This window comes from Natronococcus occultus SP4 (genome assembly GCF_000328685.1).
Taxonomy (GTDB): domain Archaea; phylum Halobacteriota; class Halobacteria; order Halobacteriales; family Natrialbaceae; genus Natronococcus; species Natronococcus occultus.
Window position 1 is genome coordinate 1,296,558 of the sequence record NC_019974.1, and the last position, 21,443, is coordinate 1,318,000.

Below are 21,443 nucleotides of genomic sequence, written 5' to 3' on the forward strand. Positions count from 1 at the left end.
CCACGCTCGTGTATACTAATCGGCGACCGGAGACGGGAACGTTTAACTGAGCCGTATGGGTATGCTCGACCATCCAACATGGGGGTTTCCGACCGGATCGCGGCGTACTTCGGGTTCGATGAGTACGACACCAGCCTCGAGACGGAGTCGATTGCGGGGCTGACGACCTTCCTGGCGATGTCGTACATCATCGCCGTCAACCCGGCGATCCTGAGCGAGGCGATCGATATCGAGGGGTACAGCAGCGTGGAAGTCTTCCAGATGATCGCGGTCGCGACGATCCTCGCGTCGGTCGTCGGCACGCTGGTGATGGCGTTCTGGGCCAACCGGCCGTTCGGGCTCGCCCCCGGGATGGGGCTGAACGCCTTCTTCGCGTTTACCGTCGTTGTCGGGCTCGGCGTCCCCTGGGAAGTCGCCCTCGCGGCGGTGTTCGTTGAGGGAATCATCTTCATCGCGCTGACAGCGGTCGGGGCGCGACGCTACATCATCGAGCTGTTTCCCGAACCGGTCAAGTTCGCCGTCGGCGCCGGGATCGGCGTCTTCCTGCTCTTCCTCGGGCTGCAGGAGATGGAACTCGTCGTCTCCGATCCCGAGACGCTCGTCTACCTCGGTAACGTCGCGACCAGTCCCGTCGCGGCCGTCTCGGTCGTCGGCCTCGCGCTGACGTTCGTGCTCTACGCCCGCGGGATCCGCGGTGCGATCGTCCTCGGGATCGTCGCGACGGCGCTTTTGGGCTGGCTGTTGACCGTCGCCGGCGTCGTCGCTCCCGGCGTCCTCACGCCCGATCAGGACATTCAGGTGCAGTACGACTTCACGCCGCTTTTCTCGGGGTTCCTTGATGGGTTCGGCATGATCGCCGAGGACCCGCTCGTCTTCGGGCTGGTCGTGTTCACGTTCTTCTTCGTTGATTTCTTCGATACGGCGGGAACGCTCATCGGTGTCTCCCAGATCGGCGGCTTCCTCGACGAGGAGGGAAACCTCCCGGAGATGGAACGGCCGCTGATGGCCGACGCCGTCGGCACCACCGTCGGCGCGATGGTCGGCACCTCGACCGTGACGACGTTCGTCGAGTCCTCGGCCGGACTCGAGGAAGGTGGCCGAACCGGGTTCACCGCGCTCGTCGTCGGCGCGCTGTTTGCGGTGTCGCTGGTACTCGTTCCGGTGATCGCTGCGATTCCCCAGTACGCGACCTACGTGGCCGTCGTCGTCGTCGGGATCATCATGCTCCAGGGGGTCGCCGACATCGACTGGCAGGCTCCCGCCTGGTCGATCTCTGCCGGACTGACGATCACGATCATGCCCCTGACCGCCTCGATCGCGAACGGGCTCGCCGCCGGGATCATGAGCTATCCGATCATCAAGACCGCCGTCGGCGAACGCGAGGACGTCTCGCTCGGCCAGTGGGCGCTCGTGGTCGCGTTCGTGGTCTACTTCGCTGCGTACTTCGCGACCGACGCGGGGCTGCTCGCGTTCTGAGGGGTTCCGGCAACGCCCCTGTCGACCGGTGGCCTCATGGGCGTGCCGCCACTACCGCAGGTATGTCCGATATCACGCTGTATGAACTGCCGGGCTGTCCGTTCTGTGCGAAGGTACGAACGAAACTGGACGAGCTCGAGCTCGACTACGACGTGATCGAGGTCCCTCGCTCTCACGAGGACCGCACCGAGGTCGAACGCGTCAGCGGCCAGACCGGAGTTCCGGTGATCACGGACGAGGCCCAGGACGTCGAGGGAATGCACGAGAGCGACGACATCGTCGACTACCTCGAAGAGACGTACGCCTGATCGCTCGTTCGGCTCTTTCGTCCCCCGATCGGAGTCATCAGTTCGCCGCGCAGTTGTTCGGCCCCAGCTCCAGCTCCTCGACGTCGTCGCCGGGCTGGCGTTTGCCCCAGTTGATCTGCTTGATCTCGTTGTAGTTCGCCGGCTCGTCGGCCAGGCTCTCGACGATCGTCTCGACGAACGCTTCCTCGTCACCCTCCTCCACGTAGCCCAGCAGCTCGTTCGTGGCCTCCTCGCGGAGCTCCCCGAGACCGGTCGCCAGCGGCCGAATCGATTCGTCGCTGAAGTGGCCGGGGAGCACGACTCGATCGTCCCCGAACTCGGTTAGTCGATCGAGACTCTCGAACAGTTGGCTCGAGGCCGCTCGGATCGCGTCCTCGTCGCCGTCTCGCGGGTCCCCCGCTCGACTGGTCGCGCCGCCTTGTGTCGCGCTCTCCTCGAGGTCGGGACGGCCGACGCTGCGGAGAAACAGCGTGTCCCCCGACAGCAACGCGTCGCCGAACGTAAACGAGACGCTCCCGGGCGTGTGACCCGGGGTGTGGACGACCTCGAGCGATCGGCCCCCGACGAGGACGGTATCACCGTCCTCGAACTCGGTCAGTCGGTCGAGCTCGCCGGCGTCGTCCCCGTGGAGGTAGTAGGGGACGTCGAGTTCGCCGGCGAGCCGTCGTGCACCCGAGACGTGATCGGCGTGGGCGTGGGTGTCCGCGACGCCGACGATTTCGAGGTCCCGTTCGTCGGCCTCGCTCAGGTAGTAGTCGACGTACTGGCTCGGATCGACGACGACGGCCGCGTTTCCGTCGTGGACGAGATAGGAGAGACAGCCCGTCCCGGGGCGGATGATCTGGACGACGCCGTCGACGTCCTCGATCTCGGAGGCGCGGTGGACGCGGCCCCAGCCGTTCATCCCGTCGTCGACCGACTTCGCGTCGAATCCGCGCTCGCGCAGGAAGTCGGCGGCTCGCGCCGACGTGATCCCGGCGACACAGACGATCGCGATCTCTCGATCCGCGGGGAGGTCCTCGAGATTGTCCTCCAGCGTGGAGTAGTCGTGCTCGAGCAACTCGTCGTAGATCGGCAGGTTCGTGCTGTCCTCGATCCGCCACTCCTCGTAGTCGTCCTCGTTTCTCACGTCGAGGACGAAGAGATCCTCATTACCCTCGTCGATGCGACGTGCGACCTCCGCGGGGTCGAATGCGGTGTTGCTCATACATCACAATATTGTGAATCGTTGCCTCTTAAATCCGCTGCACGAAACCGCCACCAGCGGGCTGGGGCGAGAACGCGAAATCAGTCAGTACTCGAGCCCGAGCAGCGAGTTGAGCGCGAGCGCCAGCCCGACTGCCCCGAGCAAGGCAGCGAGAAAGCCAAAGGAGACGGCCCAGCCGAACAGATCTGCGAGGACGCCGACGACGACCGAACCGAGGGCGGCGACGATCATGTAGACGGTGCGAACGAGTCCGAAGCCGGCGTTTTGTTCCTCAGCGGAGAGTTCCTGCAGGAATCGGGGCATCAGCGCCGCTCCGAAGCTCATACCGATCCCCACGAGGACGACCCCCACGCCGATCGCGAGCGTCCCGGAGGTCGCGATCAGCACGCCGAATCCGGCGACGCCAGCCAGCATACAGATTCCGATCGCACTGTCCCGACCGATCCGATCGGAGAGGGCGCCGACGCCGATCTGGGCGAGACCCTGCACGACGAAGTACGCCGAGAACAGCGCTCCCGCGAGCGTCGTGGAGGCGCCCTGGTGTTCGATGAGAAACGTCGGCAGGAACGAGGCGGTTCCCTGCCAGGCGAACTCGCTGACGATCGCGACGAACAGCGTGAACGCGATTGGCGGGCGCGAGAGCAGTTCGACGAGGGGGCCGACCTGCAGTCGGTCCCGCAGCGGCGTCTCGGGTCGGCGCGGCTCCGTGGGTCGGATCTTCCAGGCGAAGAGGACCGTCGAGGGGATCCCGATCAGCGCGACGGCGGCGACCGCGACGCGCCACCCGAACCGGACCGCGAGCCAGGCAACGGCGACGGGGGTCACGAGCCCGGCGATCGTCGCACCGGTGTTGTGGACGCCGACGGCGGTGCCGACGTTGTCGTAGGTGCGAGCGAGCAGCGTCGTCGCGACGCTGTAGTGGAGTCCCGCGACCGCGCCGAGCAGGATCGTCGCGAGGAAAAACAGCGCGAACGCGGGCGTGACCGAGACGGCGAGCGCCGCCAGCGTCGAGCCGCCGACGGCGACGAGGATGATCAGCCGTTCGCCGTAGCGGTCGGCCAGAATTCCGCTTGGGTACTGGGAGAGGCCGTAGGCGAGCCACATCCCGCTCAGCGAGAGCCCGACGACCGCGTTCGAGACCGCGAACGTCTCGACGACGTCGGGGATGATCGGGCTGATCGCCAGCCGTCCGACCATCGTGACGAAGAACGCGAGCGTACACAGCGCCAGCACCGTCTCCCGATACCGCCAGCGTGTCGAAATCGTTCCCAACTCGTTTCGGTCGAAACGCGTCCGGACACTTATCGGAACCGATCCGATTCACCCCACGAACGACGCCTTCGATCGAACGGTCGCGGGGCCTTCCGGGCGACGGTCGGTCGGTTTCCCCGGCCATCGAACCAGCGGTTCGGAGTCCAGAGTGTCGGAGTTTGGCCGAGTGACAAACAAAAACGAAGGTGATTCGACCTTCACTGCTTCAGAGAGAACAGTTCATGAAGTGGTTCATCTCTCGCTACCCACCTATTATCATAATTATGACACAAATGGGCGGAAACAATCTATCGTAGCGAAAGTTGTCACTCAGAGCTAAGCTCACCAGAAGAGTATATACCGCCGCTATCCAATCCCGTCAGGGCCGAGACAAAGCAAGAGAATCTCCGTTATTTCCCCAGCAGGGACTGGTGGTGACTCTCCAAGATGCACGTCCACCCACGACCGCAACAGGAGGTTTGTCAATCGCCACACGTTGTACATCAGGGAGTCGTAGGTACCGTTTCGATATAGCAGTATCTGGTTCACCGAAGACGTCCGCTGATCGAGATACCGACTGGCAACGCGAACGGAGCCGAACCGCCGTCGCGTTTCCGTCTGACGTGCTTTTATATTATCTGCAAACGCTTGCGCAAACGGACACGTAGATGGCAGTCAGCACCAACCGAGCCGCGACCTTTCTCGACAAGGGTGGTACCGGAAAGACGACCTCCGCAGCCCACCTCGGCGTTGCGCTCGCCGAGACGGGCGAGGACGTTCTTCTCATCGATCTCGCAGGCAAGCAGGGCGACCTGGCGAAACACTTCGGCGTCTGGTCGGACGTACAGACCGAGATCGACGCCGACGACGACTGGCCGAACATCTCGACGGTGTTCGCCGAGGAGTGGGACCAGATCGCCTCGAAACTGGGCGACGCGGCCGTCGACAGCCTGATCGTCGAGACCGACGAGGGCGTCGACCTGATCCCTGCCCACCCCGGGCTCGACTCGCTGGACGCGGATCTCGGCAACATCGACGACGCCAGGGAACGATACTCCCGACTCGAACGCTTCCTCGACGAGTACATCGACGGGCGCTACGACACCGTCCTCATCGATCTCCCCGGACTCACCAACAACGTCACGTACAACGGTCTGTGGGCGACGCGCAACGTCGTCGCGCCCGTCGAGATGGGTCCCTTCGAGAGCGAGCAGGCGACGGCGCTAGAACGGGACCTCGAGAAGATCGACGACCAGTTCGGCGTCGACGTCGACCTCGCGATGATCCTGCCGAACAAGGTCGACACCCGGACGAAACTCGCCACCGAGTACCTCGAAGGGTTCGGTGAGGAGTACGAGGGTGCCATTGCACCCGAACACGTCCCCGCGAGCCAGGACATCCGGAACGCCGCCGACGAGGGCCGAACGGTGTTCGCCCTCGAGGAACCGTCGACGACCGCCGAGCGCGCTCGAGAGGCCTTCCTCGAGAGTGCTGCGAAACTGCAGCAGCGACTGGGTGAGTCCCGATGAGCGACGAGCTCGAGGAGCTGCGCAAGAAGACCGAACGGGGCGACCGAAACGACGAGATCAGGTCCGAAGCCGACTCGGCGTTCGTCGACGAGCTCGTCGACGCGATCGAGGCCGTCGACAGCGGCGCCCGTCCGAAGACTGTCGCCGTCCGCGACCAGCCCGTGGCGGCGCTGCTTGCCGCCCTCGACGAGGACGACGCCGAGATGACTGCGGTCGGCAACGCACTCGAGTCCTCGCTAGGTCGGGAGCGCTCCGAGGAGTTCGATCGCAGCGAGATCGTCCGGCTGGCCGTCCGCGTCGGCCTCGAGACCGCGACGCCCGAGAAGAGCGAACAGCTCAGCGACGCCGTCGGACGCCACGCCCAGCGGAACCTGTAATCGTTTTCGATTCCGTTTGCATTTTCGCTTGCGGAGTCAGTTGCGGTATCGTATACGAAATCGTTTCTGCCCTATCGTTCTCGGCACTCTCTCGCGTGTCCGTGGCCAGAGACCGCGAACGGTGCGGGTGGTCGTCCGGTCTCGAACCGCTCAGATCGTCCTCGCGACTGACTGTAAACTACATTTCGCTTGATAGAGCCCTCCGACGAGCGGGACCGAAACCGCTTTGAGTACTAACTGACTAGGCAGTCAGGATGGGAGACGAACGGCTCGAGCGAACGCGCCCGAGGACGGAAACGGTGTCCGAATGAGCCGGACCCTGTCGCGAGCGATCGATCGACTGCGCCGGGAGGACGGCCGGTACCTCGTCATCGGGTCGGTGATCCTCAGTACCTTCTTCATCGGATTCGGTGGCGGGGTGATCTTCCCGATCCTGCCGAATCTGGGCGTGCTATTGGGAATCTCGCCGTTCATGGTCGGCGTGATCCTCAGCGCGAACCGGTTCTCGCGGCTGGTGGCGAACGCGCCCGCGGGCGTCCTCGTCGATCGGATCGGGACCCGGAAACCGTTCGTCGTCGGGATGTTCGTCCAGGGGTTCGCCACGTTCGGTTACGTCGTCGCGATCGTCGCGCCCGCCCCCGAGGCGTGGTTTCTGAGCGCCCGGTTCCTGTGGGGCGTCGGCAGCGCGCTGGTGTTTGCGACCGCGTACACGATCGCGGCCGACGTCAGCGACGGCGGCTCCCGGGGAACCAGCATGGGTCTCATCAGGGGCGGCGTCCTTTTTGGCGTCCCGGCGGGGATGGTCGTCGGCGGCGTCGTCAGCGAGCTCGGCGGGGAGATCGCCGCCTTCCTCCTCGCGACGGTGTTCGCGTTCGTCGCCAGTGGCCTGGCGTACGCAACGATCCCGGAGACCCACGTCGAGGGCGGGGCTCGCGAGGCGGTGAAGCCGTGGGACGTCGACGTCAGCGTGCCGGCCGTAACGGTCGGATTGATCAACTTCGCGGTGCTGTTCGTCTACTTCGGCGTGCTGTTCTCGACGCTGGTGCTGTTTCTCGGCGAGAACGACATCGGTCTGCTCGGACTGGATGCCCAGGGCACCTCCGGGCTGTTCATGGCGATCACCGTCGTCACCGCGGGGATCTTTATGTTCGTCGGGGGGTACGTCAGCGATCTCCGGGAGTCCCGCGTCCCGGTGTTGCTCACGTTCCTCGGGGTCCTGTTCGTCGGCTTTCTCCTGCTTGGTCTCTCCGACTCGGCGGGCACCCTCGCAGTGGCCTGTCTGTTCATCGGGGCCGGACAGGGCGGGACGAGCGGTCCGATGATGGCCCTGCTGGGCGATCTCACCGCCGACGACCGTATGGGCCGAGCGGTCGGGACGAACAACGTCCTGGGCGACGTCGGCGGCGGCGTCGGGCCGATGGTCTCGCTTCCGGTAACCGAAGTCGTCGGCTTCGCACCCGTCTACCTCGCCTGTGCGGCGTTGCCGCTGGTCGCGGCGACGGTGCTTTTGGGCGGCGTCTACCGGGAGACCGGCCAGTTCCTTCCGGCGACCGAGATTCCGAACCTGTAGCCCAACCGTCAATCCCGACGCGCTCGCACCGGCTGGTCACGTTCGGCGCTCGAGAGCTGGGGCTCTCGCGGCTCGTCCCGCGGTCGCTCCTCGAGCCGGCTGGGGCGGAGCACGCGCCAGGCGACGCCGGGGCGAAGCAGCGAGGACGACGGTTGTTGCATCAAGAGCACGTGCAGGAAGGCGTCGGTCAGCGTACTGTCGTGTGGGCCGTCCGAAAGAGCCGCGAGAGATAGCGGTCGAAGACGGCTCGTCCATGCGGGTTGGCGGCTCCGCCACCGTCGTACTGCGGACCGGTCGCGAGAGTCACGGTCAGCAGTCGACCGGTTCGACCCACTCGGTCGCCGGTTCGCCGTCGGGGATCCCCAGGAACGTGACGGAGGCGACGGCGCCGTCCTCGCTGTCGGCCTTGTGGATATGGCCCGGATCGATCCAGGCGTCGCCGGCCTCGTACGTCCGCGAAACACAGTCGTCCTCCATCGTGTGGTCGATCTCGCCCTCGAGCATCCTGACGATCGACATCCCGGGATGGCGGTGCCAGCCCGAGCGCGCTCCTTCTTCCCAGACGGCCTCCGCGAGGACGACCGTCGACGCGTCCTCGAGGTTGACGGTGATGGGGTCCTCGGCGTCGTCGTAGGTCACGTCGAACGTCGCGGCGACCTCGTCGGGAAACGGCGCGTGTTCGGCAACTACCGTTACCTCGAAGCCGTCGGGTTCGTCGACGTCGGTCTCGTCCTCGTCGTCTGCGGTCGCCGAGGCGCTCAGCGCGATCGCACCCGACGCGGCGGCGCCGGCTTTCAGCACCGTTCTGCGGGAGAAATTCCCGAGTGAACTGGTGTTGGTACCCATACCTTTCGGTCGGGTGCAAGCGAGAGATAGCTATCCCGTGCCCGTTCTGCGGCGGTCGGTGGGTTCGCAACTACCGATGATCGGTCACCCGCTGCACGGACGGCGATCGGTTACTCCCCCGGGTCGCCGTCCTGACCGATGACGACGGTGTTCTGGACGAGGCTTCGGTGGGCCCGTCGGAGCCGTTCCGAGAGCGCCTGGTGGGAGATGTCGATCTCCTCGGCCAGCGCCATCATGTCCGCTTCGCGGGGGATCTGGTAGTAACCGCGTTCGAAGGCCATTTCGAGGGTATCCTGCTGGTCGTCGGTGAGCCCGAATCGCCCCTGCCGCCCCTCTTCGAGGCTGTAGACGGAGTGAAGCGTGAATCGAATCCCGTTAGACCGACAGTAGTCGTTCGTCCGCGAGAGGCTATCCCGGTCCGGAAACAGCAGCCGGAACTGCCATCCGTCGGCGTCACCGGCTGCCGAGAGGACGGTGCCCTCTTCCTCGACGAGCATCTGAACGAGCGCGTCGACCCGACGAACCCAGTCCATCTGATAGAGCCGTTCCCCGTCGACGTCCGCGAGGAGCTGTACGTTGTCGACGGTCTCGTCGCTCTCGAACGCCGCCTCGATCCCCTCGAGATCGGGTGCGTCGACCCAGAGAAACGGCATGACCTCGCCGTCGGCGTTCGCGACGATCCGTTCGCCCTCGCACTCGAGCCCCTCGATGTCGTCGATCGTCTCCTCGAGGACGAACTCCGCCGGCGAGAGTTCGATCTCCGCGACTGTCCCTCCCATACCCTCCGGTAGGAGCGAACCGCCTTGGATTCATCGGACTCGTCGTTCGCGAGCGAGGCGGATAACGGACGAAAACGTACTTCGATTCGTAGACGTTTGCGCAAACGCCTCCGCAAACGTTATCGATAACGATTCCGTTTACGACCGGTTCGCGGGTTCTTCCGGGGCCGAAAACAGCGACTCGAGGACTTTCAGCTCGGCCGTCCGGAGGTGCTGGTGGAGCGTCGGCGGTGCGATATCCAGCGACTCGGCGAGCTCGGTCCCGGAAGTCTCTCTCGGCCACTCGAAAAAGCCCGCGTAGTAGGCGGCCGAAAGCACGGCGTGTTGTCGATCCGTGAGATCCGCCGCGAGACGGCGCTGGATGGGCCGAGGATCGTCCGCGGGCCGGATGATCTGGCGATGACAGCGCAGTTCGGCGTCCGGAGAGGCCGACTCGACCGTCTCGACGACGCGCTGGACGTCGACGCTCGGCGCGAGGTGAATCGTCACCCGGTAGTCGCCGTCCTCGATCACGGCGTCGTCGACGTACCCGTTCCGGGACGCGACGGCCGACAGTATCGGGGGATCGGTCACCCGGAGCTCGAATCCTGTCGGCGTCGCCTCCGTGTGGAGCGTGATGTCCGTCGGCCCGGGTAGCGCCCCGGCGAGCCCGCGGACGGTTTCGATCGCGTCCGGCGTCGCGGTTCCGTAGACGAGAAGCTCGCCGTCACCGATCGGGATCGTGTGGTCGAAGGTGATCGTTCCTGCCGTCTCGGTCGGAACGTCGAACGCCGAACCGACGTCCCGGATCCAGAACTCGAGCTCGACGAGGTCGTCGCCAAGCAACGCACGCTTGCGTTCGGTGGCGGCGATCGCGTGACCGATGATGTCGCCGAGCTGCGTAATTCGGTGCCCTTCGGGTCCTTCGAAGGCGTTCGGCCGTTCGGCGTAAACGTTCAACACGCCGTAGAGTGCACCTTCGTGAGTGATCGGGATCGCCGCGGACGACCGAACCCCGTAGTCCCTGGCTCGGTCCCGCCAGGGGTCGTACCGGGGCTCGTCTCCGAGCCGCTGCATCGTCTGGACCTCGCCCCGACGGAGCGCTCGACCGGTCGGCCCCCAGCTTCGCTCGTCGTCCGGATCGACCGAGATCGTGACGTCGTCGAGATACCCCTCGACCCCGGCTTCGGCCCGGACGTTCACCGTCCGAGTCGCGGCGCCGACGTCGCCGATCCAGGCGAACAGGTACGACTCCGAGTCTGCGAGGTGTTCACAGACCGTCGTTTCGACGTCCTCGCGAGTCGGCTGACCGATGATGGCGTGGACGATCCCGTTTGCGACCTCGCCCAGACTCGTCACCGCCGCGAGCTGCTCGCGCTGGCGCTCGAGTTCGCGCTCGTCCTCAACACGGTCGGTGACGTCGCGAACGACGCCGACCCGTCCGGCTTCGCCGTTCGCAAGCTCGAGCCGATCGAGACGGCTCTCGACGGGAACCGACTCTCCGTCGGCGCCGTACAGCGACTCCTCGGTAACGGCGACGCGTCGACTCCCCGCGTCGAGTTCGGAGCGCGGCGTCCGAGACCGTTCGTCGAACACGAGGGTCGCGCGAGCTCCAAGCAGTTCGTCACGGTCGTATCCGGTCATCGAAGCGAACGTGTCGTTGACGAACGCGAACCGCCCGTCTCCGTCGAGGACGTAGATCCCGTCGTCGACGGTTTCGACGATCCGTTCGTACCGTTCGAGCGTTCGCTCGCGGATCTTCCGTTCCGTGATGTCGGTAAAGTAGACCGAGAGTCCGGATTTGGAGGGGTGGACGATGTCCCGATACCACCCCTCCAGCGGCGGGAAGTAGGCCTCGACGGAGTTGGGTTTCTGGCGTTTCATCGCCGTTCGGTAGGTCGTCTCGAACGGCGTGTCGACCAACCCGGGGGCGACGTCCCACAGCCGCGCTCCCAGCGGATCCGCCACGTCCTCGTCGATCATCTCCGCGGCGACGTCATTGTAGTAGCTGAGCCGCCACTCGTCGTCGACCGCGAAGAACCCGTCGCTGATCCGTTTGATCTCTGCTTCGAGCCCGGATCGGGGAGTGCCGTGTCGTTGACGGTCCCCGGCCGCCTCGGTACTGTCGCCTTCGGGCGGCAGCCACCAGACCCGGGCGCTCGCACCGACGCGTTTCGTCCGGAGTTGGTCTCGCTCGGCGAGTCGCTCCAGTCGGGCGTACACGCTTCGTCGGCCCAACTCCAGCCGTTCGGCCACCTCCGTCGTCGTTCGTGGCTCGCCCGAGCCGTCGAAGACCGCAAGCGTCTCCCGTAACGCGTCGGTCAGTTCGTCCATCGGTTCGTGTTCCTCGGTCCCGTCCATCAATCTTCCGTCGACGGAGTCTTCCGACCGCAACCGATCCCAAATTGCGATCGGAACCACGGTTATCGTCGTTTCACTGCAGAGTGTACCTAACAGTTTTTGCCCGCCGCTTACGGTCGAACAACCACTCGGCCGACGTATCGACAACCGATTCCGATCAGGCAATGACAATCGAGACGACGGCGGCGTGCCACGACCGACTGACGGAGAACCGACACCGACTGACACTCGAGGCGCTGGCGGCCCTGACCGTCCCAGCCGGTCTCGAGGAGTTGGCCGCGGCGGTCGCGGAACATGACGACTCGTCGATGACCGTCGAGCGCGTCGCGATCGAACTGCACCACGCCCACCTCCCCCGGATGACCGACAATGGCGTCCTCGACTACGACCCGGAGCGACGCCTGGTCGAGTCGGTCGCGTCCTCGATCGACGCCGACTAGGGATCGGGCGCACCGGTGGGTCGCCGGCTTTGCGGGTGCTTCTAGACCGTTTCCGTTTACGCAAACGGAAACGTATTCGTTGGACGACCGTTGCCGATCCGAATCACTGAGATCGATCGACGCTCACGACGTCGGCCCTTCGGAAACGGTGATCTCGCGAGTCTCGTCGAACGGAACGGTAACGTAGTAGCCGGCGTAGGAGAACTCGACACCGCCTCGCTGCTGGCGGTCGATCTGGGGCGGTTCGAACAGTGAGTCGAGCGCCTCCGAGTCGATGACGCGGTGAAGCGAGGGGAGATTCTCCGGTTCCCGGTCGGTCCGTTCCGCGACCCGTCTGACGATCTCGACGCTCACGGTGTCCTGTCCGCTCGGGCTGGCACCACTCATATGTTCGTCTGCCGATGCGACCGCTATATTTAATTATTGCCGATAATTTCACAGCTCCAGGAGTTAGTTCGTCGGTATCAGGCAATCGATCGAACGACGAGGACGCGATCGCTCGCGCTCAGGCCGCTTCCTCGTGTTCGGCCCGTTCCCGAATCACCGCGCGGAGATCGTCCGCGTCGCGGAGTTCCTCGAGCTCCTCGCGTTCGACGAGGGCGGTGCCGTCGACGGAGTCACGCTTCGCCCGGTCGACGACGTACACCGACTGAGACCGGGTCACCTGCCCGATCGAACTCATGATTCGGGCCCGCTTCTCGGCGGCCTCGGTGAACTTCGAGTGACCGGTGAGGACGACGCCACTGTCGTCTTCGTCCTCGCTGACGGCCTTGAACGGGGAGCGGACGGTCGGGTGGACCCGGTAGCCGGCCCGCGTGAAGACGGCGACGACCCGTTCGTCGGTCGGATCGGCGTCGGGATCCTCCGGGGTCGACTCGCTCTCGTGGACGTCGTCGGCGCCCTCGAGGACGTCGACGGGGCTCGTGAGGGAGGCGTCGAACAGGTCCTCCAGCGCCATCGCGATCTCGACGGAGGCGTTCATCCCGTCCTCGTACTTCGAGACGGTTCGTCGGGAGACGCCGAGCTGGCTGGCGAGCTGTCCGAGGCTCAGCTCGCGGTCCTCGCGTTCGTCGGCCAGCAGGTCGCCGTCGATGTTGACGTACAGTCCCCCGGGTGCCGCGTAGATGAGTGGCGGGACGTCCTCGATGAAGAGGTTGTACGCCGTATCGGGGCTGAGAACGGGAACACCGTGGCGGAAGTAGGTGACGTCGGGTTTCAGATCCTCGTCTCGGCTACGCAGTCCGATCACCAGCGGCGTCGCCTGCAGGTAGGTCCCCAGGCGCCGCATCTCGTGACCGGTCTCCTCGTTGAAGGCGTCGATGTTGCCCAGGATCTTCACGAGCAACAAGTTGTCGCCGCGGCGCGCCGCGACGTCGAAGCTCTTCGGACGGATCGCACACCGGTCGCTGACCACGAATCCCGCGTCCTCTAACATCGCGGTAACGTTGCCGACCAGTGCCGAGCGGGACATAGGGGATTGTAAGTGAGTCCATCTATATGAGTGTTGTCCCGCCGATCCCCGGGTGCAGGGTGGCGATTCGCCGACCGATCGGGAGGTACGCTTTTATATCAAAAGACGCCTCAGCGGCGGGATCCGAAGGTAGTTATCCGCCGATCCGGTACCGTCGACCGATGACTGTCGTCGGGCTCGACGATACCGACTCGCGGGAGCGAGGGATGTGTACGACCTACGTCGCCAGGACGATCGCCGTCCGTCTCGAGCGGGCGGGTGCGTCAGTATCGCGGCTGGTGCTCGTCCGGCTCAACCCCGCCGTCGAGTACAAGACTCGGGGTAACGCCGCGCTGGCAATCCACACCGACTGCGATCCCGGCCGGGCTCTCGAGATCGCCCGCGACCGCCTCGACGTCCTCGCGGAGACCGCCGACGAGCGGACCCACCCCGGGGTAGTCGTCGCCGACCACGATCCCGACGAGGCGCCGGAGACGGTGAGTCGGTTCGCCCGACGGGCGATCCGAACGCACCTTGAACGGACCGACGCGACGGCGCTGATCGATCGTCACGACTACCGGTCGTGGCACGCGGGCAACGGTCGCGGCCGCATCGGCGCCCTGGCCGCGATCGGCGCCTGGCGCGAACTCGCAGACTGGACTTACGAACACATCTCCTATCGGGACTCCGATCGGTGGGGAACGACCCGCGAAGTCGACGCCGAGAGCGTCTTCACCGCGGCTGACCGGGGTTACCCCGAGGTCTGGGATACCGTCGATCGCGAGGAGGGAGAGACGGTCTGCGTTCCACACGCGCCGGGCCCGATCCTGTACGGGATCAGGGGCGACGATCCCGACGCGGTCCGGGAGGTCGGCGATCGGATCGAGAGCGAGCCCGTCGACGCGAGCCAGCTGTTCGTCACCAACCAGGGGACCGATGTCCACCTTCGGGAGGGTCGACTCGCGGACGTTCGGGACGGACGGGCCTACCGTCTCGACGGCCGGATCGCGAGCGAGCCCGAGACGGTCCGAGGCGGGCACGTGTTCGTGACCCTCGAGGCGACGGACGACGACGAGAACGGCGAGTCGCTGACCCTCGAGTGTGCGGCCTTCGAGCCGACCAAGCGGTTCCGCGACCGCGTCCGGGCGCTGCGGGTCGGCGACCGACTCACCGTCTGCGGCGAGGTCTCGCGGGGAACGCTCAAGCTCGAGAAGTTCGCCGTCCGTGCACTGGTCACCACCGAGCGGGTCACGCCGACCTGTCCCGACTGTGGACGAACGATGAAAAGCGCGGGCCGAGACCAGGGGTATCGCTGCCGTGACTGTGAGACGAGCAGCGCGGGGAAAGAACGGGTGCCGCTCGAGCGCGAACTCGAGAAAGGCTGGTACGAGGTGCCGCCCTGTGCGCGCCGTCACGTCGCGAAACCGCTGGTTCGAGGCGGGTTCGACGCGCCGATCCATCCCGAGCGGTAGCCGCGACGGGCGTCCTCGGGGCGCCTACTCGACCGCGATCCCGCGTCGAGTGAGGAACTCGCTGACGTCCTTGATCTCGACCGGACTGCCGACGATCCGACAGCGGTCCTCGTCCTCCGGAACCACGGTAACGGTAAACTCCTCGTCGAGTCGTGGCTCGATGGACTCGACCGTCTCGCGGGGGAGCACGATCTGGGTACTATCGCGCAACTGCGACGGTTCCGGCATTGATTGGCCGGAGCTACTGCCGCCGAAGGGATATGCGTGTCGACCTCTCATCGTCGATCGTTCCGAGACCGGGTGGTAGTACTCGGTGTTTTCGACGACCGGGATCGTATGCCGGGACAACGGGAGACGGAACGCGACACTTCCGGGCCGACGAGGACCGTCGCACGCGGGGTCGCATGGAAAGCGTTTTTCGGTGCGACCGGTTGAGTACAGACAAATGGGGCTCGAGGACGATATCGAGGAGATCGAAGAGGAGATCGCCAACACGCCCTACAACAAGTCGACCGAGGCCCACATCGGTCGGCTGAAGTCCAAGCTCGCAGAGAAGAAGGAGAAGCTCGAAAACCAGCAGTCGGGCTCAGGGGGTGGTGGCGGCTACTCCGTAGAGAAACACGGCGACGCGACGGTCGCGCTCGTCGGCTTCCCGAGCGTCGGCAAATCGTCGTTACTGAACTCGTTGACCAACGCCGAGAGCGAGACGGGCTCCTACGAGTTTACGACGCTCGACGTCAACCCGGGAATGCTCAACCACCGCGGGGCGAACATCCAGCTGCTCGACGTCCCCGGACTGATCGAGGGGGCGGCGTCCGGGAAGGGCGACGGCCAGCAGGTGCTGGCGGTCGTTCGCAACGCCGACCTGATCGTCTTCGTGCTCTCGGTGTTCGAGATCGACCAGTACGACCGCCTCCAGGAGGAGCTGTACGACATCAACATCCGCGTCGACGAAGAGCCCCCGCGGGTGACGGTCCGTCCGAAGATCAAAGACGGGATCAAGATCACCTCGAGCGCCGACCAGGACTTAGACGAGGAGACGATCTCGGACGTGTTGCGCGACCAGGGCTACGTCAACGCCGACCTGAACCTCCAGGAGAACGTCTCGATCGATCGGCTGATCGACGGGCTGATGGACAACCGAGAATACATCCCCTCGATCACCTGCGTCAACAAGGTCGATCTGATCGACCCCGACTACAAGGAGCAGGTCGACGACCAGCTCCGTGAACGCGGGCTCGACCCCGAGGCGGAGGTCACCTTCATCAGCGCCGAGGCCGAGAAGGGACTCGACGCGCTCAAAGACCGCATCTGGGAGAACCTCGGGCTCATCCGAGTGTACATGGACAAACCGGGACGGGGCGTCGACTGGGAGGAGCCGCTCGTGATCGAGGAGGGCTCGACCGTCGGCGAGGCCATCGAAAAACTCGGTGGCGAGATGGAAAACCGGTTCCGCTTCGCCCGCGTCAGTGGCCCCAGCGCCACCCACGACGAACAGCAGGTCGGCACCGACCACGTCCTCGAGGACGAGGACGTCCTGAAGCTCATCTTGCGCCGGTAGGAGGTCGCTTCGGAGCGATCGCTCCGATGAATCAGAATTATCAGCGTCGACGGCATCGACACAGGTATGTCTGAGTTCGGGATACTATCGCTGCTACCGCCGTTGCTGGCGATCGTGCTCGCGGTCGTCACGCGGCGACCGATGCTCTCGCTGTTTCTCGGCGTCTGGTCGGGTGCGATCATCTACACCGAGAGCCTCGGCATCGGACAGACCTTCGACTGGATCGTCGGTGCAATCATCGCCGACGAGGGCTTTCACGTCCAGATCCTGCTGTTTACGATCCTGCTCGGCTCGGGCGTCGCGTTGATCTGGCGGCTCGGCGGTGCGACCGCGGTTCGTAACTGGGCGACCAGCCGCCTCGAGAGCCAGCGTACGGTCGGGTTAACGGCATGGGTGCTGGGGATGCTCATGTTCTTCGACGACTACGCCAACACGGCGATCGTCGGCTCCACGATGCGCGAGATCTCCGATCAGTTCCGGATCTCCCGGGAGAAGCTCTCCTACATCGTCGACTCGACGGCCGCGCCCGTCGCGACGATCGGGCTCTCGAGCTGGGTCGCCTTCCAGCTCTCGCTGATCGCGGGCGCCTACGAGGACCTCGGCGTCGACGGCGAGGCGCCGACGGCGTTCGAGACGTTCGTCTGGTCGATCCCGTACAACACCTACGCGCTGCTCGCGATCGCGATGGTTGGGATCGTCGTTTACACGCGACGGGACTTCGGCGAGATGCTCGACGCCGAACACCGCTCGTGGAAACGCGGGCTCGTCAGCCGCGAGGACGCCACCCCGCTCCAGGAGGTCGAGAAGGACCTCGGGAAGCCGATCGACGACCGTCCGATGCTGCGGACGTTCTTCGCGCCCGTCGTCGTCCTCATCGCGGTCACCCTCGCCGGCGCCTTCTGGACCGGGTACGAGGCCTGGACCGCCGAGCAGGCCGAGGAGGGGGCGCCGACGGCGATCGGCGCCGCCGCCGAGGAGGTGGGGCTGATCCAGGTCCTCGTCGATATCGTCGGCGCCGGGGACTTCGCCGGCGCGCTCGTCTGGGGCTCGTTCGCCATGGTCGTCGCCGCGATCGCGATCGGCGTCGTCTACGACCTCTTCGACGTCGGCGACGGCGTCGACACCGTCATCGACGGCTTCCGGCTGATGGCGACGGCGGTGACGATCCTCGTCCTCGCGTGGGCGATCAGCGACGTCGCGGAGGCGCTCGGCACGGGTGACTTCGTCGCGGGGTACGTCGGCGACGCCATCCCGCTCGAGCTGCTGCCGATCGTCGTCCTGTTCGTCGCGGCCTTCGTCGCGTTCACGATGGGATCGTCGTGGGCGACGATGGGGATCGTCACGCCGATCGCGATCCAGATCGTCTACGAGCTGACCGGCTCGTTCGACCTGATGCCCGTCGTCGTCGGCGCCGTCTTCTCGGGAGCGATCTTCGGCGACCACACCTCGCCGATCTCCGATACGTCCGTGCTGTCCTCGACGTTCACCGGGGCGGACCTGATCGACCACGTGCGCACGCAGTTTTACTACGCCGCGACCGTCATGACCGTCGTGGTGGTCTGTTACCTGCTCTATGGCTACCTCGGGCTCTCGCCCGCGATCTTCCTGCCGATCGGGCTCGGCGTCCTCGCCGGGCTCGTCTACGGGCTCTCGGAGCTCGACGCGAGACGCAAGGGCGTCCGACCGATCGCCGCCGAGGCCGACCGCCCCGAGGACGGCTCGTCCGACGACGCCGAGTAGACCGCCGGCTTCGCCACGCTTTTGAGATTTCCCGGCGTTGGTCCGGGTATGGACGGTACGCTCGATCACGTCATGCTTCGCGTCGGCGATCTGGAGGAGTCGCTGGACTGGTACCAGACCCACCTCGAGTACGAGGAGAAAGACCGCCACGAGGGCGACGGCTTCACCATCGTCTACCTCGGCCCCGAGGAGATGGGTGAGGACGAGGCGATGCTCGAGCTTACCCACAACGAGGGCGAGGACGTCGAGCTCGGCGACGCCTGGGGTCACATCGCCGTCCGCGTGCCGGAGGGCGAACTCGAGGACCACTACGAGCAGCTGATGGAGGAGGGCGTCGAGGACTATCGCGACCCCGAATCTTGTGGCGGCCGATACGCCTTCGTGACGGATCCCGACGGCCACGAGGTCGAGATCGTCCAGCGCGATCCCGAGCAAGGCGGGACCTGGTCGCTGGATCACACCATGATTCGCGTCGAGGACGCCGACGACGCACTCGGCTTCTGGACCCGCAAGTTCGAGTACGAACACACCGGTCGCTGGGAGTCGGATTCGTTCGCGAACTACTTCATGAAACCCGAGGACGCCGGCGAGGAGGCGATGGCCGTCGAGCTTACCTACAATTACGACGGCCGCAGCTACGAGTTCGGCGACGCCTGGGGTCACCTCTGTGTCCGCATGGACGACCTCGAGGACGACTGGGACCAGCTGATGACCCGCGAAGCGGAAGACTACCGTGACCCCGAGAGCAACGACAACATGTACGCCTTCACGAAAGACCAAGACGGCCACGAGATCGAGCTGCTCGAGCGCGATCCCGACGCCGACTCGCTGTTCCCGTTCTGAGTCGCAGGCTCGATTTTTCGACGAGAGCGATACCGCGAGCGCAGGCGCGCGATCGAAACGCGAACCGTTTCCCCGCTCCCGTCCCGCCCTGAAATATGAGCCGCAGCGTCGGCGCGACCGAACTCCTCCGCGAGTTTCTCCCCGAGTGGACGACGCTGCTGTTCGTCGCGCTCTCCTACCCTGGGAAGCTGACGCTGCTTGTCCCTGTGCTCGGACTGTTCTACCTCCAGGACGTCGGGCGAACGCTCCGGACGGGAGTCCCCGATGGGCGAGCGCTCTGTTCCGAGCGGACCGCGTACGTCCTCGCGGTCGCGCTCGGGGGGCTCGCGTTCGTCGTCCTGATCAAGGGCGCGTTCGCGCTTCCCCGCACCGACCCCAGTCTGCACGCGGTGTCCTCGAGCGAGCACGGCTTCCCGAGCGGCCACGTCATGGCGGCGGTGAGCACCTGGGGTGCGTTCGCGTTGTGGACGACCCGTAGCACTCGCGTTCGGCGGCTGCTCGCTGCCAGCGCGGTCGTCGCCGTCGTCGGCTTCGCCCGACTCGCGCTCGGCATCCACTACCTCGTCGACGTCCCCGCCTCGGTCGCGTTCGCTGTCGCGTACCTCGGCGCGATCGCCTGGGTCGCTCGCGGCGACCCCCGACGGGCGTTTCTCGCGGCAATCGTGATCGCCGTCCTCGCGGTCCTCGTCGACGCCGCCAGCACGCGGGCGCTGCTCTCCCTGGTCGGCACCGTCGGCGCCGTCGTCGGCTGGCGCGTCCTGGAGGCGCCGCCGGTCCGTCGGCGGCTCCGGGCGCGGTTTGGCGGAGAGAGCACAACGCCTATGTCCGACGGCTCCCGCGGATGAACCGAATGACGAAACCGGAGCCGTTCGGTCAGGGCGTTCGCGTCCTCGCGATCGTCGCCCTCCTCGCGGCGCTGGCCGGGCTCGTGGTCTGGGCGGGTGCCAGCCCCGCCGAACCGATGGAACAGGAGCCGCCCAACGAGGTCGAGGTCGAACCCGACCGCGGCAGCTACGTCGGCGAGGACGTGATCCTCGGCGGCGAGGTCGTCGAGACCGACCCCCTCGTGATCGCGACGCGCGCGAGCGGCTACGGTCAGTTTACGATCCTCGTGGACGGCAAGACCGATCGAAACGTCGAGGGCGACCTCGAATCGGGCGACCAGGTGACGACCTACGGGACCCTCGAGGACGAGGAGACGCTGGCGGCCGAGCGGGTTACGGTCCAGAACCCCTCGGACACCCGCTACATGATGCTCGTCTCGCTTGTGGGCGGGCTGCTGGTCGTCGGGCGCGTCCTCCGGGACTGGCGGTTCGATCTCGGCCGCCTCGCGTTCGTTCCGCGCGACCGTGCACGCCCGCGTAGTGACGACAGTAGCGATTCGGCCCTCGGATCCGGGTCCGGGAACGCCCGTGCGCAGTCCGACGACGGCCTGGAGGCGCCCGCGGGAGGTGATCGCGGTGGCTGACGTCCTCACCCACGTGCTGGCGGGCTACGTGCTGGGAATGGTGCTTGCCTTCCGCTACGACTGGATGGGGCCGGCCCACGTCACGATCGTCATGGTCGGCGCGCTCGCGCCCGACTTCGTGAAAGCCGAGATCTTCCTGCCCGACGGCCTAATGCAGTACCTCCTGGGGATCCCCTTCTCCTGGGCGCCGTTGCACACGCTCGGCGGAACGATCGTCCTCGGGCTGTTGACGGCGCTGTTGCTCGCGCCCGAGTACCGCCGGCAGGCGCTCGTGCTCTTTTTGCTCGGCGCCGCCTCCCACCACGTGCTGGACGTCGCGCTCATCACCCCGTCGGGGGAGGCCTACGCCGTCTTCTGGCCCCTGCTGGAGTATCGTCCGCCCGCGGGCGGGCTCTACCTGAGCAGCGACCGCTGGCCCGCCGTGGTCGCGGGACTTGCGTCCGTCGCGGTGTGGGCGCTCCACCGGTACCGCGGTTCTCGAGACGAAATTCCGTAGGTCGTGGTTGCTCGGCTGGGACCGCTTTGTTCGAGTCGTTTTGGTTCGGATGGGGTGTCCGGTTCGAGTGAGACGTTCTGGTTCGAGTCGGACGTCCTTGTTCGAGTCGGACGTCCTCGGGGTATCGCGGGGTCGACTGCGTGAGTTCGATCCGAGTTTGCCGCTCAGAGTTTGCAATATCGGAGGAGGCTGAAGTAACTACATAGCTGAGTCTGGGTTACATCTATTCTATACTCATAACTAAGAAATACGTACGCTAGAGAAGTAGACTCAATAGATTCGTACTTTCC

Annotated in this window: 22 protein-coding genes; 13 read left to right on the forward strand and 9 right to left on the reverse strand. The window is 65.6% G+C overall.

Features of this window, described 5'->3' with window-relative positions; all coding sequences use genetic code 11:
- The first annotated feature begins 78 nt into the window (after positions 1 to 78).
- Positions 79 to 1,476 (forward strand): NCS2 family permease, encoded by a 1,398-nt coding sequence (locus NATOC_RS06340; protein WP_015320594.1) that lies wholly within the window; start codon positions 79 to 81, stop codon positions 1,474 to 1,476.
- A gap of 62 nt (positions 1,477 to 1,538) precedes the next feature.
- On the forward strand, positions 1,539 to 1,784 hold the full coding sequence (locus tag NATOC_RS06345) for a glutathione S-transferase N-terminal domain-containing protein (RefSeq protein WP_015320595.1): 246 nt from the start codon (positions 1,539 to 1,541) through the stop codon (positions 1,782 to 1,784).
- A gap of 37 nt (positions 1,785 to 1,821) precedes the next feature.
- Here NATOC_RS06345 and NATOC_RS06350 read toward each other — a convergent pair whose 3' ends face one another.
- Together NATOC_RS06350 and NATOC_RS06355 are read right to left on the reverse strand one after the other, a co-directional pair.
- Entirely contained in the window at positions 1,822 to 2,991 is a 1,170-nt protein-coding gene (locus NATOC_RS06350; RefSeq protein ID WP_015320596.1) for an MBL fold metallo-hydrolase, read from the reverse strand.
- 84 nt (positions 2,992 to 3,075) lie between these two features.
- On the reverse strand, positions 3,076 to 4,263 hold the full coding sequence (locus tag NATOC_RS06355) for an MFS transporter (RefSeq protein WP_015320597.1): 1,188 nt from the start codon (positions 4,261 to 4,263) through the stop codon (positions 3,076 to 3,078).
- 647 nt (positions 4,264 to 4,910) lie between these two features.
- Here NATOC_RS06355 and NATOC_RS06360 point away from each other — a divergent pair.
- The 3 genes from NATOC_RS06360 (at position 4,911) to NATOC_RS06370 (ending at position 7,718) form a co-directional block, all read left to right on the forward strand.
- A complete protein-coding gene (locus NATOC_RS06360) occupies positions 4,911 to 5,771 on the forward strand; it encodes a ParA family protein (protein WP_015320598.1) in 861 nt (286 codons plus the stop codon).
- Positions 5,768 to 6,148, forward strand: coding sequence for a hypothetical protein (locus tag NATOC_RS06365; RefSeq protein ID WP_015320599.1), 381 nt, complete (start codon positions 5,768 to 5,770; stop codon positions 6,146 to 6,148). Before NATOC_RS06360 ends, NATOC_RS06365 begins: the two co-directional genes overlap by 4 nt.
- A gap of 307 nt (positions 6,149 to 6,455) precedes the next feature.
- Positions 6,456 to 7,718, forward strand: coding sequence for an MFS transporter (locus tag NATOC_RS06370; protein ID WP_015320600.1), 1,263 nt, complete (start codon positions 6,456 to 6,458; stop codon positions 7,716 to 7,718).
- Positions 7,719 to 7,726: 8 nt separating this feature from the next.
- Here NATOC_RS06370 and NATOC_RS22615 read toward each other — a convergent pair whose 3' ends face one another.
- From NATOC_RS22615 to NATOC_RS06385, 4 genes are all read right to left on the reverse strand, one after another.
- Positions 7,727 to 7,879: a hypothetical protein gene (locus NATOC_RS22615; protein ID WP_174299198.1), complete on the reverse strand. Its 153-nt coding sequence runs from the start codon at positions 7,877 to 7,879 to the stop codon at positions 7,727 to 7,729.
- A 148-nt stretch (positions 7,880 to 8,027) separates the two neighbouring features.
- Entirely contained in the window at positions 8,028 to 8,564 is a 537-nt protein-coding gene (locus tag NATOC_RS06375; protein WP_015320601.1) for a cupin domain-containing protein, read from the reverse strand.
- Positions 8,565 to 8,674: 110 nt separating this feature from the next.
- A complete protein-coding gene (locus NATOC_RS06380; RefSeq protein WP_015320602.1) occupies positions 8,675 to 9,343 on the reverse strand; it encodes a helix-turn-helix domain-containing protein in 669 nt (222 codons plus the stop codon).
- A 138-nt stretch (positions 9,344 to 9,481) separates the two neighbouring features.
- On the reverse strand, positions 9,482 to 11,683 hold the full coding sequence (locus tag NATOC_RS06385; RefSeq protein WP_015320603.1) for a bacterio-opsin activator domain-containing protein: 2,202 nt from the start codon (positions 11,681 to 11,683) through the stop codon (positions 9,482 to 9,484).
- A gap of 164 nt (positions 11,684 to 11,847) precedes the next feature.
- Between NATOC_RS06385 and NATOC_RS06390 the strand changes: the two genes are divergently transcribed.
- Positions 11,848 to 12,123, forward strand: coding sequence for a DUF7344 domain-containing protein (locus NATOC_RS06390; RefSeq protein ID WP_015320604.1), 276 nt, complete (start codon positions 11,848 to 11,850; stop codon positions 12,121 to 12,123).
- A 123-nt stretch (positions 12,124 to 12,246) separates the two neighbouring features.
- Here NATOC_RS06390 and NATOC_RS06395 read toward each other — a convergent pair whose 3' ends face one another.
- Together NATOC_RS06395 and NATOC_RS06400 are read right to left on the reverse strand one after the other, a co-directional pair.
- Positions 12,247 to 12,510 (reverse strand): HalOD1 output domain-containing protein, encoded by a 264-nt coding sequence (locus tag NATOC_RS06395; RefSeq protein WP_015320605.1) that lies wholly within the window; start codon positions 12,508 to 12,510, stop codon positions 12,247 to 12,249.
- Positions 12,511 to 12,628: 118 nt separating this feature from the next.
- On the reverse strand, positions 12,629 to 13,594 hold the full coding sequence (locus NATOC_RS06400; RefSeq protein WP_015320606.1) for a transcriptional regulator: 966 nt from the start codon (positions 13,592 to 13,594) through the stop codon (positions 12,629 to 12,631).
- Positions 13,595 to 13,755: 161 nt separating this feature from the next.
- Between NATOC_RS06400 and NATOC_RS06405 the strand changes: the two genes are divergently transcribed.
- Complete coding sequence (locus NATOC_RS06405; protein WP_015320607.1) at positions 13,756 to 15,045, forward strand: tRNA(Ile)(2)-agmatinylcytidine synthase; 1,290 nt, start codon at positions 13,756 to 13,758, stop codon at positions 15,043 to 15,045.
- 24 nt (positions 15,046 to 15,069) lie between these two features.
- On the opposite strand, the gene NATOC_RS06410 is transcribed toward NATOC_RS06405, so the two are convergent.
- Complete coding sequence (locus NATOC_RS06410) at positions 15,070 to 15,273, reverse strand: VNG_1110C family protein (protein ID WP_015320608.1); 204 nt, start codon at positions 15,271 to 15,273, stop codon at positions 15,070 to 15,072.
- Positions 15,274 to 15,490: 217 nt separating this feature from the next.
- On the opposite strand from NATOC_RS06410, the gene NATOC_RS06415 reads away from it, so the two are divergent.
- From NATOC_RS06415 to NATOC_RS06440, 6 genes are all read left to right on the forward strand, one after another.
- Entirely contained in the window at positions 15,491 to 16,606 is a 1,116-nt protein-coding gene (locus NATOC_RS06415) for an OBG GTPase family GTP-binding protein (protein ID WP_015320609.1), read from the forward strand.
- A gap of 66 nt (positions 16,607 to 16,672) precedes the next feature.
- Positions 16,673 to 18,346 carry a Na+/H+ antiporter NhaC family protein gene (locus NATOC_RS06420; RefSeq protein WP_015320610.1) on the forward strand — a complete coding sequence of 558 codons (1,674 nt, stop codon included), beginning with the start codon at positions 16,673 to 16,675 and terminating at the stop codon, positions 18,344 to 18,346.
- 48 nt (positions 18,347 to 18,394) lie between these two features.
- Positions 18,395 to 19,189: a VOC family protein gene (locus NATOC_RS06425; protein WP_015320611.1), complete on the forward strand. Its 795-nt coding sequence runs from the start codon at positions 18,395 to 18,397 to the stop codon at positions 19,187 to 19,189.
- A 95-nt stretch (positions 19,190 to 19,284) separates the two neighbouring features.
- Positions 19,285 to 20,034, forward strand: coding sequence for a phosphatase PAP2 family protein (locus NATOC_RS06430; protein ID WP_015320612.1), 750 nt, complete (start codon positions 19,285 to 19,287; stop codon positions 20,032 to 20,034).
- Positions 20,035 to 20,039: 5 nt separating this feature from the next.
- Positions 20,040 to 20,657: a hypothetical protein gene (locus NATOC_RS06435; RefSeq protein ID WP_015320613.1), complete on the forward strand. Its 618-nt coding sequence runs from the start codon at positions 20,040 to 20,042 to the stop codon at positions 20,655 to 20,657.
- On the forward strand, positions 20,641 to 21,153 hold the full coding sequence (locus NATOC_RS06440) for a metal-dependent hydrolase (RefSeq protein WP_015320614.1): 513 nt from the start codon (positions 20,641 to 20,643) through the stop codon (positions 21,151 to 21,153). Before NATOC_RS06435 ends, NATOC_RS06440 begins: the two co-directional genes overlap by 17 nt.
- The last annotated feature ends 290 nt before the right edge of the window (positions 21,154 to 21,443 follow it).